Origin of the sequence: Microbacterium horticulturae (assembly GCF_029094505.1) — a bacterium.
GTDB classification, from domain to species: domain Bacteria; phylum Actinomycetota; class Actinomycetes; order Actinomycetales; family Microbacteriaceae; genus Microbacterium; species Microbacterium horticulturae.
Map to the genome: position 1 here is coordinate 1,775,691 of NZ_CP119108.1, position 16,158 is coordinate 1,791,848.

The following is a 16,158-nucleotide window of genomic DNA, read 5'->3' on the forward strand; positions in this document are numbered from 1 at the left end:
GTATCGACGGTCAGTCCGCGACGTCCTCGTGCCGAGCCGAGCGCAGTGGCGACAAGATGACGAGCGCGGCGACGGAGAACGCGACAGCGGCGGCCGCGAGTGTCCATCGGTAGCCGAGCAGCGTCATCAGCACGCCGGTGAGCAACGCACCGAAGAAGAAGACGACCCGATTCACGGTACGGATCGTCGCATTCATCCGTCCCTGGATCTCATCGTGCGCGATGGCCTGCCGATAGGAGATGTCATTCGTGTCTTCGATGCCCATCGCCAGCCCGTAGATGAACTGCGCCGAGGCCACGATGGAGAGAGTAAGAGCGGTCTCGCTGCGATCGCTAAGCGGGACGACCGCGAGGACGACCCACGGGACGATGGCGAAGACGCGACCGAGCAATATTCCTCCGCCTGCTCCCAGCCATGCACCGATGCGCGGGGCGATGACAGCGCCGGCGAATCCTCCTATACCGCCCGCGGCAAGGGCGAGACCGTATGCCCACTCCGAAAGGCTCAACGACCGCAGCACATAGACGGCGAAGACCGTCACGACGATGCTGTTTCCGAGAAACCACGCGTGCACGGAGAGCGCAAGGGGCCGAAGAGTCGGGTGCCGATAGACGTACCGCGTGCCCTCGACGATGTCGTGTCCGACGTGGCGACCTGGTTGACGGGGCTCGGCCTTCGGCTCGGTGATGCGAATGCGCGCCTGCAGCACCGCGGCGATCGCGTTGATCACGGCCTCGATGATGAACAGCAACGATGGTCCCACGAGTTTGAGGAGCGCGCCGCCCAGAGCCGGGCCTGCCGTGCTCGCCACGGTGCCGCTCTGGCCGAGGCGGGCGTTCGCTGAGACGAGTGAGGCACGGGGAACGATGCGTGGCAGCAACGGCTGGGCAGCCGACTCGGCGAACAGGGTGAGCACGCCCAGAGCGAGGATCACTGCCCCGAGCGTCCAGAAGCTCAACGTACTGGTCAGGAGAAGAACCGGCACTCCTGCAAGCAGGATGGCGCGGCCCACGGTGGTTGCAACGAGCGTCCGCTGCCGTCGCCAACGATCCATGAACGCGCCGACGATCAGCCCGAGGAACAGGTACGGAACCACGCCGAGCGAGCTCAGGACGCTGATCTGCACAGGCGTGGCGTCGAGGACGTTGACGATGACCACCTGAAACGCGACACCGGCGATTGCGCCGCCGAAAGCTCGGATGGTCGTCGCACTCCAGAAGTACGCGAAGGCGGGATGTCGCAGGATCTCGCGCGGGGGAGACACAGCCTGCCCCTCGCCGGCGTCGTCCCGCATATGCCCAGGGTATCGGGCGCATCGGAGTGCACCATGGTCACATACAGCGGAGTAGCGTTACCGGGCATGACGAGCCTGCCCGCCGATGCGCATGTCCACAGTGAATGGTCGTGGGATGCGGGATCGGATCCGGCATCGGCGGGGACGATGGAGCGAGCCTGCGCGCGTGCCGTGCGCATGGGTCTGCCAGCCGTCATCTTCACGGAGCACCTCGACCTCGATCCTGCTTGGGTCGTAGAGGAGGCAGCCGATATCGGGACCACCGCCCAGCGTTACGTGGATGAGCGGGGGTGTGTTCGGCTGCCGCCATTCGATGTGGAGGGATATCTCGAGGCCATCGAGCGCTGCCGACATGCCTACCCGGAGCTGCGAATCCTCACCGGGGTGGAGTTCGGTCAGCCTCATCTCTGGGACGGCGAAGCAGCCGAGCTGCTGAATAGCGGCGTGATCGAGCGCGTCAACGGCTCACTGCATATGCTGTCGTACGAGGGGTCGACGCGTACTGAGCCGATGAGCCTCTATCACTCCCGACCCGCCGAAGAGGTGATGTGGGCGTACCTCGAAGAGATCCCGCGGATGGTCGCGGGGAGCGATTCGTTCGAGGTCTTCACCCACATCGACTTCGCCGCCCGCTCGTGGCCGACGGAGGAAGCCGGCCCCTTCGATCCCAGACGGTTCGAAGAAGGCTTCCGCACCGCGATGCGGGCTCTCGCCCAGTCCGGCCGGGCACTGGAGCTGAACACTCGGCGTCTCTGGCCGTGGGTTCCGCAGTGGTGGGCCGAAGAGGGAGGACGCGCGATCACCTTCGGCAGCGATGCGCACCGGGCACAGGACGTCGCAGCGAACTTCCCGGAGGCGACGATGATGGCTGAGCACTTCGGCTTCACGCCCGGGAGAAGAGCGGAGGATTTCTGGACCCGTTGACGTCGATCACGTGCGTGGATGCTGCCAGCGCCACCCGGTCTCGGCCGAAACGACATGACTTGCCCGAAATGGCGGGTGTGGATGCTGCGGCACCCACCATTTGCGGCAACTCATCACTCGCACTCAGCATAGAGCGAATGCGCCGGCGCTCCCGTCAGGGGAGTGGTCGGGCGAGCTCGATCTGTGCGCCGACGGCGTATGGGGTGCGAGCGAGTGCGGCCTGTCGCTACGAAACGAAAGCGAGCATAGAAGCGGCGTGCGGGTTCCGCGTCTTCATGCACGTAGAGGCGGGTCTGCGACGAGCGGGGCCCCGCCCACAGAAAGATGCCCGCGAGAAGCGCATCCGCTACGCCGTGCGTTCTGCCGCGGAAGTCCGGAATGAACTACACGCCGGAGTGTATGGCGGGCCGAGCGGCGGGTGAGGAACTGACGAGCGGCGGGAGGGAGTCGTGTGAGCGCGAGCGCGCACACGTTCGCAAGGGGAGTGCAGGCGCTGGATAGTCTAGAGGCGTGATCGTCTGGATAAACGGCACCCACGGTGCAGGCAAGACGACCGTCAACACCCTCGTGCAGGAGTTGATCCCGGACTCGCGGGTCTTCGACGCCGAGAAGGTCGGCGAAACTCTCATGGATATTCGCCCTGGTCTGCCCGCGACCGACAATTTCCAGCACTGGCCGCCGTGGAGGACACTTGTCGTCGAAACAGCTCGACGCATCCTTGAATACACCGGCGGCATACTCGTGATGCCGATGACCGTCCTGGTGGAGGAGTATTGGCGCGAGATCAGCACGGGTCTCGCTGAGCACGGCATTGAGGTACGTCACTTCGTGCTGCATGCTGACCAAGAGACTCTCCGCGGGCGCATCGCTGGTGACGTTGTGCTTGGCCCTGACTCACCCTTCCGACTTCGGTACCTGGAGCCCTATGCGGAGGCTGCCAAAATGTGGTTGCACAGCGCCGCCGAGGTCATCGACACCACACAACTCACGCCCGGCGCGACTGCCGAAAGGATCGTGGATGTGCTCACGACGCGCACACACGGCGCTTGATTCGCTGATCTGGACGCCAGCCGCCGCAGCGCATCTGGATCGCGAGGCATTCACGCCCATCAGACGGTTCTCGGGTCCTGAGATGGGTACGCTCGCCACCGCGGTGAGGGCGAGGGAGGGTCTCAGTCCCCACTGGTGATGATTGGCAACCTGACATAATGTGCATTATCGGCTATACCATCCGCGGATCGCAGCTCCTGCGAAAGCTCGTAAGGCAGCGGGGATTCTCAGGGCGTGAAGCGCAATACGTTGGTGTCCCTGCGGACGAATCCCACCGACTCATACAGTCGCAGCGCAGACTCGCGGGACGGACGTGATGTCAGCTCCAGCGAGCGAAAGCCGCGCGCCACGGCGATGTCGATCATCGCTGTCAGCAAGACCCGCCCAATACCTTGTCCTCGCACCGATTCGTCTGTCACGACATCCTCGACAAAGCCCCGTAGCCCTGTGGGCAACGGAAACGACACCAGCGTCGCCATGCCCACGATCTGTCCGTTCCGGCGTGCAACGAGCAGTTCGGTCGCATCATGGCTGAGCATGAGCTCGATCCGCGCCCGGTCATATGTTGCTGACGCAGACAATTGACTGAGCAGACGTTTGAGCATGGACCCATCGGAGTCTGTCAGCGCAAGAAGAGTCTCGACGTCGGGGTCATCGGCCACGTCACCGAGGCTACCGCCGCGTCGCTGTGGAGTCAGTCGGCGATCGTTGCAACCACTTCGGTCTCAACGAGCTGAGCGAGGCTACGAATCCAGTCCTTCGCTGCCGCGGGATAGAGCGGTACGTCAAGATCGGAATCGTCGAACGGCCGCCACACGACAGGAACGACCGCGCCGTCCGACTCGGTGAGAGTCCCGCCGTCGTCAGACGGCGCCGGTTCCACGGTGCCGGAGTACAGCGCGACGATTTCGTGACCGAGTTCGCCGTTGTAGCGAAAGATATTCTCGACCGTACCCATGTGAACAAGATCGTGGATGCGCGCGCCAAGCTCTTCGTCCACCTCGCGGATGACCGCCTGTTCGAACGTCTCCCCGAGCTCAACGCTGCCGCCGATGAGACGGTGATACCCGCGAGGATTCTCGCCAGTCGGCTCGTTGACGCTGACGAGATGGCGTGTGCCATCGGGATGCGGCGCGACGAGCATCGCCTTGACACGGATGTATGAGCGGTCGACAGGCATGCCTTCCATCATTCAGCATGCCGCGACCGCAATCTGCCACGCGGATCGTCACGAAAGGCGCTGATTGGTATCCACCGTCGCCAGCCCTGAGCGCCGCCAGGCGGCGAGCAAGTTGTGATCTCCCGCCACCGCAATCGAGTCCGCGGACGCGATGCGCATTGCACTCGCGAACTGCACCGCGTCGTAGCCGCGCAGACCCTGGTTCTTGGCAGCATCGGCGGCGTCTTCCATCAGCAACGCATCCACCTCGACGATCTGCACCATCTGCCACAGGGTGCCGAGGCGACGGCGAGCCTCGTCGTATGACTCTCGCATCAGACGGCCCATACGCTCGGCGGACGCAAGCGCCGCCGCGGCTTCCACGTACGAGAGCCGGCTCGTGGCCACCTGGTCTGCGACCGTCCATACATGCGTGCACAGCGGTGAGGTCGGCTCGCCAACGACGAGCGGGACGATCGCCGACGTGTCGAAGTACGCGATCAACGACGCTGCTCGGTGATCAGATCGCTCACCGCGCCATCGGTATGAATCGGCGGCTCAAGCACAGACTTCGCTCGCTCGGCGAGCGTCACAAGGCCACGTGCCGCCAACGCTTCCAGCGCACTCGGAGCACCGTATGGAACGAGGCGCGCGACCGCGCGACCGTGATCCGTGACAACCACCTCTCCCCCATCCCGCGCGACGGCGACATAGCGGCTGAGACCATCGCGCAACTCCCGAATGCCGACGTTCATCGCACTCCTCCGACTGATAGCCACTTTTATGCCACGATTGTAGCCACAAACGAGAACCGATGGGATGCCGCGACCCGAGATACGATGGCAGGGTGACGATCCGCACCCAGCAGTGGTGGTGGCCGACCTCGTAGGCGGCCACCGACTTCTCACATCCACATCAAGCCGCCCTTGGGCGGCTTGAGTTCGTTGCGGAACGTGCTCCAGACCCGTCGATGGGCAGAACCAGGAGCACATCATGACCTCACGCACCGTCGATGCGGCGACGGCCCGAAGTGCCGAACTCGCGGCATCCATCGCCTCCCGCCCCGAAGCGCACCCCATGCTCACCGGCGACCGCCCCACGGGCGATCTGCACATCGGGCATTACCTGAGCAGCCTGCGCACGCGGGTCGACTTGCAGAACCGCGGTGTCGACTCGTACGTGCTGATCGCCGATTACCAGGTCATCACCGATCATGACGGTGTCGGAAGCATCAAAGACAGCACGTTCTCGCTGCTCGTCGACTATCTGGCGGCCGGTATCGATCCCGCGCTCTCCACCGTCTTCACCCACTCGGCACTGCCGGCGCTGAACCAACTGATGCTGCCGTTCCTGAGCCTCGTCGCCCTCGCCGAACTGCAGCGCAACCCGACAGTCAAAGACGAACTCCGTGCCAGCCGACGCCCCCTGTCCGGTCTGCTGCTGACCTATCCGGTGCATCAGGCCGCCGACATCCTCTTCTGCAAAGCCGATGTCGTCCCGGTCGGGCGCGACCAGCTCCCCCACCTCGAACAGACTCGTGTCATTGCGCGTCGGTTCAACGCCGCCTATGCAGACGAGAAGCCGGTGTTCCCCGAGCCGTCGGCACTCATCAATGACCAGCAGCTCATCCTCGGCGTCGACGGCGAGAAGATGTCCAAGAGCCGCGGCAACGCCATCACGCTGGCGGCGAGCGCCGATGAGACCGCGAATCTGATCACGCGTGCTCGCACCGACGCCGAGCAGCTCGTCACCTATGAGCCGGAGCGCCGTCCGGAGGTTGCCAATCTGCTCACGATCGCTGCGGGGTTCACCGGTTCTTCCCCTGAGGAACTCGCAACCGGTCTGGGCGCTTCCGGCGGCAGAGGTCTCAAAGCGTTGGTCATCGAAGCCGTGAACGAGGGTCTACGCGAGCATCGCAGACGGCGCCTCGAACTCTCCCGAGACAGAGGGTTCTTGCAGGGTGTCCTGCGCACCGGCAACGCGCGTGCCGAAGCCGTGGCGGCACAGACGCTCACCGAGGTGCGGGCCGCGATGTCCATGGATTACTGATCAGCGTGGAGCCCTATGCCACGTCCGGCCTGGTCATCAGGGGCGCGCGCAGATGCAGCAGAAGGTCCGGGCCCGTCAGCGGGACCGTCGTCCAGCGTGCGCGCGCGACGCCGGTGACGGCATGGACCGTGAGCCGCACGCGATGCGGGCTCGCGATGACGTAGAGATCGGCGACGAAGAGATCACCCTGCCACGCGCCGGCCGCGCGAACGGGACGGCCGAGCGGCGAGCTCTCGGCCCAGCACCCATGACCGAGCTCGATGTCGAGCAATTCGTCGAATCGCGCCCGCCAGCCGCCGTCGATCGGCTCGAGGAGCAGCCCCGTTCCTCCGGGGAGCGCGTCGCCCAGGCCAGATATCTCCAGCGTCGCTCCGACGGGCAGGAGAGGCCCTGGTGCGCCCTCGGGCATCGTCAATGCCAGAGCAAGCAGGCGCTCTGCGAGGGCGTCATCATCGGCCGCGCCGTCGAGCACATCCATCCCCGGAAGCAGGCACTCCCAGACGGCGTCGAGCGCGTCTTGCGCCTCCCGCACTTCCCGCTGAGCCGAGGTGACGACGACCACGAGATCGCATGAGGGAACAACGACGCAGTATTGCCCGAAGGCGCCGAAACCGTGGAAGCCGTGGCGCGACATCCAGAACTGATAGCCGTATCCACTGAGGAAGTCGGGGCCGTCCGAACCTTCCTCGGAGCGCCGGCCGGCGATGTGCGACCGGGTCGCACGCTCCACGTAGTCGCGCGGTATCAGCTGCTGGTCACCCCAGCGACCTCCGCGCAGCAGAAGCTCGCCGAAGGCGGCCACCGACTCGGTCGTCAGGTGCAGTCCGTGAAAGCCGAAAGCACGACCGCTGGCGACCCGGTCCCACTCCGCCTCCTTGATGCCCATGGGGCGGAACAGCCGCTCCTCCAGATACTCGGCAAGACCTCGGCCGGTGACCTTCTCCACCATGCGTGCCAGGACGAAGGTCGTCGCGTTGTCATAGGTGTGCGCCTGCCCCAGGCCCTCCGTGAACGGCACGCGCAGGAACCCCTTGATGAGGTCGCCCGGCTCCAGCCGCCATGCCTCTTCGAGGCTGTCCACCGCATGCCCGGCACTCATCGCGAGCAGGTGATGCACGGTCACCGCAGCGCCCTGGGGGGACACATCATCGGGCACGTGCTCAGGCAGCACGTCGACCACGCGGTCGTCGAGCGAGAGCAGGCCGTCGGCGATCACCATGCCGACCGCGATCGAGGTGAACGACTTCGTGAGCGAATACAGCAGGTGCGGCTGGTCGGCCGTGTACGGCGCCCACCAGCCCTCGGCGGCGACGCTCCCGTGCCGCACCACCATCACCGAGTGGCATTCGACGCCTAGCTGCTCGAGTCGGTCCAGCAGCGCACCGACCGCGCGAGAGGAGACGCCGACGGCGGCTGGGGCGGACCGGTCCAAGAGACGGCGTTCAGGCACCGACGTACTCTGCCAGATACTGCCCCGTCAGCGTCGAGCGGTCCGCGACCAGCTGGGTCGGCGTCCCTTCGAACACCACCCGTCCGCCGTCGTGGCCTGCGCCGGGGCCCAGGTCGATGATCCAGTCGGCGTGAGCCATCACCGCCTGGTGGTGCTCGATGACGATGACGCTCTTACCGGCATCCACCATCCGATCCAGCAACCCGAGCAGGTTCTCCACATCGGCGAGGTGCAGGCCGCTGGTCGGCTCGTCGAGCACGTACACGTCTCCCCCGTCGGCCATCTGCGTCGCGAGCTTGATGCGCTGGCGCTCGCCGCCCGACAGTGTCGACAGCGGCTGGCCCAGCGTGAGGTAGCCGAGTCCGACGTCCACCAGACGCCCGAGGATCTTCGTCACCGCCGGGACCTTCGCCTCCCCCTCACCGAAGAAGTCGAGAGCCTCGGCCACCGGCATCCCGAGCACTTCCGTGATGTCGCGGCCGCCCAGCGTGTACTCGAGCACCGCCGGTTGGAAGCGTTTGCCACCGCAGTCTTCGCACGGGGTCTCCACCGTGTCCATGAACCCGAGCTCGGTGACGATCACGCCCGACCCCTTGCACGTCGGGCAGGCACCCTCAGAATTCGCGCTGAAAAGCGCGGGCTTGACGCCGTTGGCCTTCGCGAACGCCTTGCGGATGGGCTCGAGCATCCCTGTGTAGGTCGCCGGATTGCTGCGGCGCGACCCCTTGATCGCTCCCTGATCGACGCTGACGACGCCCTCGCGCCCGACGACAGAGCCCTCGATCAGCGAACTCTTGCCCGAGCCGGCGACACCGGTGATCACCGTGAGTACACCCAGCGGAACATCCACATCCACGTCCTGCAGGTTATGCGCTTTCGCGCCGCGGATCGGAAGAACAGTGGATGCTGCGCGCACAGCCGTCTTCACTGACGCACGGTCGTCGAAATGACGGCCCGTGACCGTGTCGCTCGACCGCAGGCCGTCCACACCGCCTTCGAAGCAGACCTCTCCCCCGGCAGTGCCGGCACCCGGGCCGAGGTCAACGACGTGATCGGCGATCGCGATGGTCTCGGGCTTGTGCTCGACGACGAGCACGGTGTTGCCCTTGTCGCGCAGCTGCAGCAGCAGCGTGTTCATCCGCTGGATGTCGTGCGGGTGCAGGCCGATCGTCGGCTCGTCGAACACATAGGTCACATCGGTCAGCGAAGAGCCGAGATGCCGCAGCAGCTTGATGCGCTGCGACTCGCCCCCGCTCAGGGTGCCGGAAGGTCGCTCGAGACTCAGATAGCCCAGCCCCAGTGTCACGAACGCGTCGAGGTTCGCGCTCAGGGCATCCAACAGAGGACCGACCTCGGGCCGGTCGAGCGCCCGCACCCACGCCGCCAGGTCGGTCACCTGCATCCGGCACGCATCGGCGATGCTCACGCCGTCGATCACCGACGAGCGCGCCCCCTCGGTCAGACGTGTGCCGTCGCACTCCGGGCAGGTCGCGAACGTGGCGGCGCTCTCGACGAAGCGGCGCACGTGCGGCTGCAGCGCGTCGATGTCTTTGGAGAGCATCGACTTCGTGATCTTCGGGATGAGCCCTTCGTAGGTCACGTTGATGCCGTTGATCTTCACCTTCGTCGGCTCGCTGTACAGGAAGGCCTGCCGCTGCTTCTCGGTGAACGTCGAGATGGGCTTGTCCGCCGGATAGAACCCCGACTCGGCGAAACCGCGCACCATCCACCCGTCGGCGGTGTAGCCCGGCACGAGGATCGCGCCGTCCAGAAGCGACCGCGACTCGTCGACCACGGCGGCGAGGTCGATGTCCGACACCTGACCCCGTCCCTCGCAGCGTGGGCACATGCCGCCGAGGTACACCGCGTTGCGCACGACCTTCTTCTCGCCCTTCGCAGAGGTCATGATCCCGCTGGCCTTCTGCGTCGGGATATTGAACGAGAACGCGGTAGGCCCGCCGATGTGCGGCTCCCCCAGCCGTGAGAACAGGATGCGCAGCATGGCGTTCGCGTCGGTGACGGTGCCCACAGTCGAGCGCGGATTGGCGCCCAGCCGCTCCTGATCGACGACGATCGCGGTCGTCAGCCCCTCGAGCACGTCGACCTCGGGGCGCGCGAGCCGGGGCATGAACCCCTGCACGAACGCGCTGTAGGTCTCATTGATCATGCGTTGCGACTCGGCGGCGATCGTGCCGAAGACCAGCGAGCTCTTGCCCGAGCCCGAAACCCCCGTGAACACGGTCAGCCTGCGCTTCGGGATCTCGATGTCGATGCCCTTGAGATTGTGCTCTCGGGCCCCGCGAACCGTGATCATGTCGTGTGCGTCGGCGGCATGCATGAGCCACAGCGTACGGCAGCGTGTCGGCGGCGGGCCAGGATGAGGCGCCACTAGGGTGGGCCAGGAAAGGCCTCACAGGTAAATCTCAGAAAGGCACTCCCCCATGTCCACAGATACCTCGCCGGCCGCCAAGTCCGCGGTCAACGGCATCCGCACGTTCCTCGGTCTCTCCGGCCTCGTCGCGCTCATCGTCGGCATCCTGGTCCTGGTCTGGCCGGCCAAAACCGCCGTCGTCGTCACCGCGATCATCGCGATCTATGCGATCGTGGGCGGTCTCGTCTACCTCGGGCTCGGCATCTTCTCGCGAACGATGGGCGGCTGGGCCCGCGTCGGCCACCTCGTCCTCGGACTGCTCTACATCGTCGCCGGCATCATCGCCTTCACGAACCTGCAGCACACCGCGGTGTGGCTCGCCGTCTTCCTCGGCATCCTGGTCGGCATCATGTGGATCGTCGAGGGCGTTGTCGCTCTGACGACCCTGGGCGGCGCGGCGTCGAAGGGCCTCACGGTCTTCTTCGCGATCTTGAGCATCATCGCCGGCATCATCCTGCTGATGTCGCCGCTGTGGGGCGCGATCGTGCTGTGGTGGCTGCTGGGCATCTCGCTGGTGGTGCTGGGCATCCTCCAGATCGTGCGCGCCTTCACGTTCAGCCCGAAGTCGCTCTGATCACGACCTGACGAAGGCCCCGGGAGATCTTCTCCCGGGGCCTTCGTCGTCGGCTCACTCCGCGGTGAACGAGCTGGTGTCGCCCACGAGACGGATGTTGTCGGCGGGGATCGGGTCGATCGCCGCCTGTGCGACCTCGGCCGCGAACTCGGCCACGTTGTAGAGCTTGCCCGCCGCCTCACGACGGGAGGCGATGGCGTCGGGGTTCATACGGTTCAGCAGCGTTGCGGTGATCGTGCCCTCGATCATGTCGCCCGAGACGACGACGAACTCGACCCCCTTCTCGGTCAACTGCGGAATCCGCTCGCGCAGCGCGTCCTCGCCCGCGCGCTTCGAGAGCGCGACGGCCTCGTACTCGGGCATGGTCTCAGTGGTACGGATGAAGTGCGCCTGATGGCTCGTCACGAACACGACGCGCGAACCGGCCGACATCAGCGGCAGCGCCGCTTGGAGCACGCGCACCTGGGCGTCGCGGTTGAGCTGCAGCGCGTAGTCCTCGGCCATGCCTGATTCCATGCCGCCCGAGGCATTGAGCACGAGCACGTCCAGACCGCCGAACGTCGAGGCGACCTTCGCGAACATCTCGTCGACCGACGCCTGGTCGGTGAGATCGGCGGCCACGGTCAGCGCCTGTACCCCGAGCTCGCTGAGCTGGGTCGCCAGCCGCTCGGCGCGAGGCGCTTTGTTGCGGTAGTTGATGATGACGTTCGCGCCGGCCTCGGCCAGGTAGCGCACGGTGTCGGCGCCTATGCCGCGCGATGAACCAGTGACCAGTGCGGTCTTTCCCGCGAGGGATTCGGGCGGAAGGATCTGGGTCACGAGAACTCCTGTGGTGAGAGGGATGCCGCAGCCGCACGGACCGCGCCACGAACCGGCGTTTCGACCTTACCAATGCGGTCGCCGCGCCTGTGCTCCGTGCTAGGTTCGGAGCACGAAGGGGAGGTGGCGTGGACGTCATCACGGGGATCGAACAGTTCGCCTGGATCGCATGGATCGCCTTGATCGCGATCTTCCTCGTGATCGAGATGCTCACCCTGGACTTCACGTTCCTCATGCTGGGCATCGGCAGCCTCGCCGGGCTCATCGCCGACCTGTTCGGCGCCGAACTGTGGCTCCAGGTCCTCATCGCAGCCCTTGCGGCGGTGCTGCTCATCTTCCTCGTGCGGCCACCGCTGCTGAACCGCTTGCGCCGCGGCGAAGACCCGACGCCGTCCAACGTCGCAGCCCTCATCGGAATGCCTGGGCTCGTGCTGTCGACCGTGACGCGGCTGGGTGGTCTCGTCAAGCTCGACAACGGTGAGACGTGGACCGCCCGCACCGCTGATGACACGGCATCCTTCCCACCCGATACGCACGTGCGCGTCGACCGCATCGAGGGCGCCACGGCCTACGTGCACACCGACGCCGACTTCCCACAGGAGGGCCAGGTATGACACCGGCGCAGTACATCCCCACCATCGTCGGGTGGGTGCTGGCGATCGCGATCGCGATCTTCGTGATCGTCGCGATCGTCCGGGCGATCCGCATCATCCCGCAGTCGACGGCCGGCGTCGTCGAACGGCTCGGCCGCTATCACAAGACGCTGATGCCGGGTCTGAACATTCTGGTCCCCTTCATCGACCGTGTGCGGCCGCTTCTGGACATGCGCGAGCAGGTCGTGACGTTCCCGCCGCAGCCGGTGATCACCGAAGACAACCTGACCGTCTCGATCGACACGGTTGTGTACTTCCAGGTGAACGACGCCCGCGCGGCCACGTACGAGATCGCCAACTACCTGAGTGCCGTCGAACAGCTCACGATCACCACTCTGCGCAACGTCGTCGGCGGGCTGAACCTCGAAGAGGCGCTCACCAGCCGTGATGAGATCAACCAGCGTCTTCGCGCGGTGCTCGACGAGGCCACCGGTAAATGGGGCATCCGCGTCGCGCGCGTGGAGCTGAAGGCCATCGACCCGCCGCTGTCGATCCAGGACTCGATGGAGAAGCAGATGCGCGCCGAGCGAGACCGCCGTGCGGCCATCCTCACCGCCGAGGGCACGAAGCAGTCCGAGATCCTGAAGGCAGAGGGTGCGCGGCAGTCCGCGATCCTGACCGCGGAGGGCGACAAGCAGGCTCAGGTGCTGCGCGCCGAGGGCGAGGCGCAGGCCATCCAGGCGGTCTTCGATTCGATCCACAAGGGCAACCCCGACGACAAGCTGCTGGCCTACCAGTACCTGCTGACCTTGCCGAAGATCGCGGACAGTGCCTCGAGCAAACTCTGGATCATCCCGAGCGAGTTCACCGATGCGATGAAGGGCCTCACCGGTGCCTTCGGCGGCAAGATCGCGGAGGCTGCCGCGGCAGCCCGTGCGGCCGAGAGCGGGCAGGAGCCCCCGCTGACGCCGCCGACCCCGTGACACATCCCTGGTTCGTCGCCGGTGACACCCCCCGGGTGCTGGCACATCGCGGACTGGTCACGCCCGACGACGCTGCCGACGGCGTCGTCGAGAACTCGTTCGCGGCCGTCGCCGCCGCACACGCGGCCGGTGCGAGCTATGTCGAGTCGGACTGTCATCTCACCGCCGATGGCGTCGTCGTTCTGTTCCACGACAGCGACTTGAAGCGCGTGACCGGCGACCCGCGCACCCTCGCGGAGGTCACCGAGCGCGAGCTCGCGGACCTCATGGGCGACCGAGGCGGACTCATCACGCTGGCACAGGCGCTCGAGGCCTTTCCCACTCTGCGCTTCAACATCGACGTGAAGGTGGATGCCGCCGCACGGCGCGCCGGCGAGATCATCGGCCCTTACGCCGACCGGGTGCTCGTGACGAGCTTCTCCGATGCTCGTCGGCGCACCGCACTGGCTGCGGCCTCCACCACCGGCGGGACGCCGGCGACCTCGGGAGGTCGCGGCACCATCGTCCGCACGCTCGCCGCAGTCCGGCTCGGGCAGCGGGCCCTCGCCGACCGCGTCCTGCGCAGTGTCGATGCCCTTCAAGTACCCCAGCGACAGGGCCCCGTGACGGTTCTGACCCGCGGACTGATCGAGGCCGCGCATCGCAACGGGGTGGAGGTTCATGTGTGGACGATCAACGAGGCCGACGATATGCGACGCTTGGTGGCATTCGGAGTCGACGGCATCGTCACCGACCGCGCCGATGTCGCGTTCGGTGTGCTCGGTGCCTGATGCGCTGGGATTCCTCTGTGAATAGCAGGTGCGGCTGGGTCATCTCGGATGATCCGCACAGGTCGTCACGTTATACCTGAGTAGCGACGAGAGGACCACACAATGGCAGACCGCAGCTTGCGCGGCATCCGACTCGGCGCCCAGAGCCTACAGAGCGAAGAGGGCGTCGTATTCCATGACCGCGTGCAGAAGACGTACGTGTGCACCGTCTGCGAGCGTGAGACGACGCTGACGTTCGCGGCCGATGCCGAATTCCCCGACACGTGGGAGTGCCGCACCTGCGGCGAAGAGGCCGTGCTCCGCGTCGGCGAGAGCACCGTCACCGTCGACCACAGCGACGACAAAGTGGCCCGTACGCACTGGGACATGCTCCTGGAGCGTCGCACGATCCCGGAGCTCGAGGAACTGCTGGAAGAGCGCCTTGCTTTCGTGCGCGCGCGCCGCGGCGAAGGCAACACCTCCAAGCTCAGCGCCTGATCACTCCTTCTCACGGATGCCGGTCCCATCGGGGCCGGCATCCGTCGTCTTCGGGCGCCGCAGGCGGGCGAGAACGCCACACATGACGAGCGCCAGGAGGCTCCCCCAGCCCAGAACGACCGACAGCGCGGGGCCGATGACCACCGCGGACGTGAGTCCGGTGCGCAACGGCACGTCCTCGAGCAGGGAACCCGCCTTGTCTTTCGTGAGTCCCGCGATCTCCGAGCCGTCGGGCGCGATCATCTGGCTGGTGCCGACGGTGGAGATGTTCACGACCGCCCGTCCGGTCTCGATCGCGCGCATGCGGGCGAAGGCGAGCTGCTGCAGGTTCTCGTCGGTGCCGCGGAAGTCGGCGTTGTTCGTCTGGAACATGAACACCTCCGCTCCCCCGTTCGCGCCATCGATGATCACGTCGTCGTAGATCACGTCGAAGCAGATCGCGAGCCCGACCCTGACGTCGCCCAGGTCGAAGACGGGCGTGCTCGTTCCGGGCGTGTACTCCCGTTGGATGAGATCGATCAGGTCGGGCGCGAACAGGCGATAGAGCCACCGGTCCGGAACGTACTCGCCGAACGGCACGGGATGCCGCTTGTCGTACGTCTGCACCGGGTTCTGGGCGCCCGCCTTCCACAACAGAGACGAGTTGAAGTACGCGTCACCGCGTTGCGTGACGGCGGCGACGATCAGCGGGGCGTCGAGCTCGCGCGAGAGGCCGTCCAGGACGGCGGCCGTGGCGCTGTCCTGCGTCGGATCGGTGTCCATGCTGCCCTCGGGCCACAGCAGCACGTCCAGATGCTTGCCCAGCAGCGGTGCCGTGGCGTCCAGCTGCGCCTGCAGCACGTCGTTCGGGCCCCTGCGATCGAAGTAGCCCGTCGGGCCGTTGCCCTGCACGGCGCCCACCCGCAGCGTGCCCGCTGCCGTCGTCGGGAACTGCGGAACCGCCACAGTCACGACGGCGACAAGCACCGGCGCGATGAGCAGGCGCAGATCGCGCGGACGCCGAACGCGCGCGTATTCGATGACGGCAGCGCACACGAAGACGGCGAGGAACGTCAGCCCGTTCACCCCCACCCAGGATGCGGCCTGGGCGAGCGGGCCGTTCACCTGCGTGATCCCGATGCGGCCCCACGGGAACCCGCCGTACGGGAACGAGCCCAGCAGCAGCTCACGCATCGTCCAGAGTCCTGCGACCAGTGCCGGCAGTAGGGTCACACGCGCCCAGCGGGCGGGCAGCAGCCGCGGCATCCACCGGTACGCCCATGCGATCGGCACAGCACCCGCGGCCGTCAGCAGTGCCTCGAGGACCGACAGCGCCACCCACGGCACCGGGCCGAGGTACCGGCCGGTGAACGACACGTTGATGAGGAAGAACGCGATTCCGAACGCGAAGCCCACCAGAAACGCCGCCCAGGCACGTCGCCCGATGAGGGTCAGCAATGTCAGCGGGACGGCCACGAACACCATCGGCCACCAGCTGAGCGCAGGAAAGGCCGTCGTCAGCAGCGCGCCGGCGACGACAGCCGTGAAGGTGGCGATGCCGAGGGGCAGAACAGGGCGCACAAGAGCGCGGGCATCGGGCACCCTT

17 protein-coding genes are annotated in these 16,158 nt (G+C 66.3%); 8 read left to right on the forward strand and 9 right to left on the reverse strand.

Annotation, left to right across the window (positions count from 1 at the left end):
* Positions 1 to 10 precede the first annotated feature (10 nt).
* Entirely contained in the window at positions 11 to 1,294 is a 1,284-nt protein-coding gene (locus PU630_RS08485; RefSeq protein ID WP_275279936.1) for an MFS transporter, read from the reverse strand.
* A gap of 66 nt (positions 1,295 to 1,360) precedes the next feature.
* Between PU630_RS08485 and PU630_RS08490 the strand changes: the two genes are divergently transcribed.
* Complete coding sequence (locus PU630_RS08490; protein WP_275279937.1) at positions 1,361 to 2,218, forward strand: PHP domain-containing protein; 858 nt, start codon at positions 1,361 to 1,363, stop codon at positions 2,216 to 2,218.
* A 510-nt stretch (positions 2,219 to 2,728) separates the two neighbouring features.
* Positions 2,729 to 3,268 carry a P-loop nucleotide/nucleoside kinase family protein gene (locus PU630_RS08495; RefSeq protein ID WP_275279938.1) on the forward strand — a complete coding sequence of 180 codons (540 nt, stop codon included), beginning with the start codon at positions 2,729 to 2,731 and terminating at the stop codon, positions 3,266 to 3,268.
* Positions 3,269 to 3,495: 227 nt separating this feature from the next.
* Here PU630_RS08495 and PU630_RS08500 read toward each other — a convergent pair whose 3' ends face one another.
* Genes PU630_RS08500 through PU630_RS08515 form a run of 4 tightly spaced genes read right to left on the reverse strand, consistent with a single transcriptional unit; the run spans position 3,496 to position 5,182 of the window.
* Positions 3,496 to 3,930, reverse strand: a complete 435-nt coding sequence (locus tag PU630_RS08500; protein WP_275279940.1) for a GNAT family N-acetyltransferase — start codon at positions 3,928 to 3,930, stop codon at positions 3,496 to 3,498.
* A gap of 32 nt (positions 3,931 to 3,962) precedes the next feature.
* Positions 3,963 to 4,448, reverse strand: coding sequence for an NUDIX domain-containing protein (locus PU630_RS08505; RefSeq protein ID WP_275279941.1), 486 nt, complete (start codon positions 4,446 to 4,448; stop codon positions 3,963 to 3,965).
* A gap of 48 nt (positions 4,449 to 4,496) precedes the next feature.
* Positions 4,497 to 4,931, reverse strand: a complete 435-nt coding sequence (locus PU630_RS08510) for a type II toxin-antitoxin system VapC family toxin (RefSeq protein WP_275279943.1) — start codon at positions 4,929 to 4,931, stop codon at positions 4,497 to 4,499.
* Positions 4,928 to 5,182 carry a type II toxin-antitoxin system Phd/YefM family antitoxin gene (locus tag PU630_RS08515; protein ID WP_275279945.1) on the reverse strand — a complete coding sequence of 85 codons (255 nt, stop codon included), beginning with the start codon at positions 5,180 to 5,182 and terminating at the stop codon, positions 4,928 to 4,930. Before PU630_RS08515 ends, PU630_RS08510 begins: the two co-directional genes overlap by 4 nt.
* 238 nt (positions 5,183 to 5,420) lie before the next feature.
* Here PU630_RS08515 and trpS point away from each other — a divergent pair, with 238 nt between their 5' ends.
* A complete protein-coding gene (trpS, locus tag PU630_RS08520; RefSeq protein ID WP_275279946.1) occupies positions 5,421 to 6,476 on the forward strand; it encodes a tryptophan--tRNA ligase in 1,056 nt (351 codons plus the stop codon).
* A 13-nt stretch (positions 6,477 to 6,489) separates the two neighbouring features.
* On the opposite strand, the gene PU630_RS08525 is transcribed toward trpS, so the two are convergent.
* Both PU630_RS08525 and PU630_RS08530 read right to left on the reverse strand, forming a co-directional pair.
* Positions 6,490 to 7,926 carry a serine hydrolase domain-containing protein gene (locus PU630_RS08525; RefSeq protein ID WP_275279947.1) on the reverse strand — a complete coding sequence of 479 codons (1,437 nt, stop codon included), beginning with the start codon at positions 7,924 to 7,926 and terminating at the stop codon, positions 6,490 to 6,492.
* The gene (locus PU630_RS08530; protein WP_275279948.1) at positions 7,919 to 10,264 is read right to left on the reverse strand and encodes an excinuclease ABC subunit UvrA; all 2,346 of its coding nucleotides are present in this window, start codon (positions 10,262 to 10,264) and stop codon (positions 7,919 to 7,921) included. Before PU630_RS08530 ends, PU630_RS08525 begins: the two co-directional genes overlap by 8 nt.
* Before the next feature lie 103 nt (positions 10,265 to 10,367).
* On the opposite strand from PU630_RS08530, the gene PU630_RS08535 reads away from it, so the two are divergent.
* Positions 10,368 to 10,931, forward strand: coding sequence for an HdeD family acid-resistance protein (locus PU630_RS08535; protein ID WP_275279949.1), 564 nt, complete (start codon positions 10,368 to 10,370; stop codon positions 10,929 to 10,931).
* A 54-nt stretch (positions 10,932 to 10,985) separates the two neighbouring features.
* On the opposite strand, the gene PU630_RS08540 is transcribed toward PU630_RS08535, so the two are convergent.
* Positions 10,986 to 11,750, reverse strand: a complete 765-nt coding sequence (locus PU630_RS08540) for an SDR family oxidoreductase (protein ID WP_275279950.1) — start codon at positions 11,748 to 11,750, stop codon at positions 10,986 to 10,988.
* 128 nt (positions 11,751 to 11,878) lie between these two features.
* On the opposite strand from PU630_RS08540, the gene PU630_RS08545 reads away from it, so the two are divergent.
* The 4 genes from PU630_RS08545 (at position 11,879) to PU630_RS08560 (ending at position 14,573) form a co-directional block, all read left to right on the forward strand.
* Complete coding sequence (locus PU630_RS08545; RefSeq protein WP_275279951.1) at positions 11,879 to 12,364, forward strand: NfeD family protein; 486 nt, start codon at positions 11,879 to 11,881, stop codon at positions 12,362 to 12,364.
* The gene (locus tag PU630_RS08550) at positions 12,361 to 13,326 is read left to right on the forward strand and encodes an SPFH domain-containing protein (protein WP_275279953.1); all 966 of its coding nucleotides are present in this window, start codon (positions 12,361 to 12,363) and stop codon (positions 13,324 to 13,326) included. Before PU630_RS08545 ends, PU630_RS08550 begins: the two co-directional genes overlap by 4 nt.
* Complete coding sequence (locus PU630_RS08555) at positions 13,323 to 14,096, forward strand: glycerophosphodiester phosphodiesterase family protein (protein WP_275279954.1); 774 nt, start codon at positions 13,323 to 13,325, stop codon at positions 14,094 to 14,096. Before PU630_RS08550 ends, PU630_RS08555 begins: the two co-directional genes overlap by 4 nt.
* A 102-nt stretch (positions 14,097 to 14,198) precedes the next feature.
* Positions 14,199 to 14,573, forward strand: a complete 375-nt coding sequence (locus PU630_RS08560) for an RNA polymerase-binding protein RbpA (RefSeq protein WP_275279955.1) — start codon at positions 14,199 to 14,201, stop codon at positions 14,571 to 14,573.
* Here the strand turns inward: PU630_RS08560 and lnt are convergent, their stop codons facing one another.
* Positions 14,574 to 16,154: an apolipoprotein N-acyltransferase gene (lnt, locus tag PU630_RS08565; protein ID WP_275279956.1), complete on the reverse strand. Its 1,581-nt coding sequence runs from the start codon at positions 16,152 to 16,154 to the stop codon at positions 14,574 to 14,576.
* Between the last annotated feature and the right edge of the window lie 4 nt (positions 16,155 to 16,158).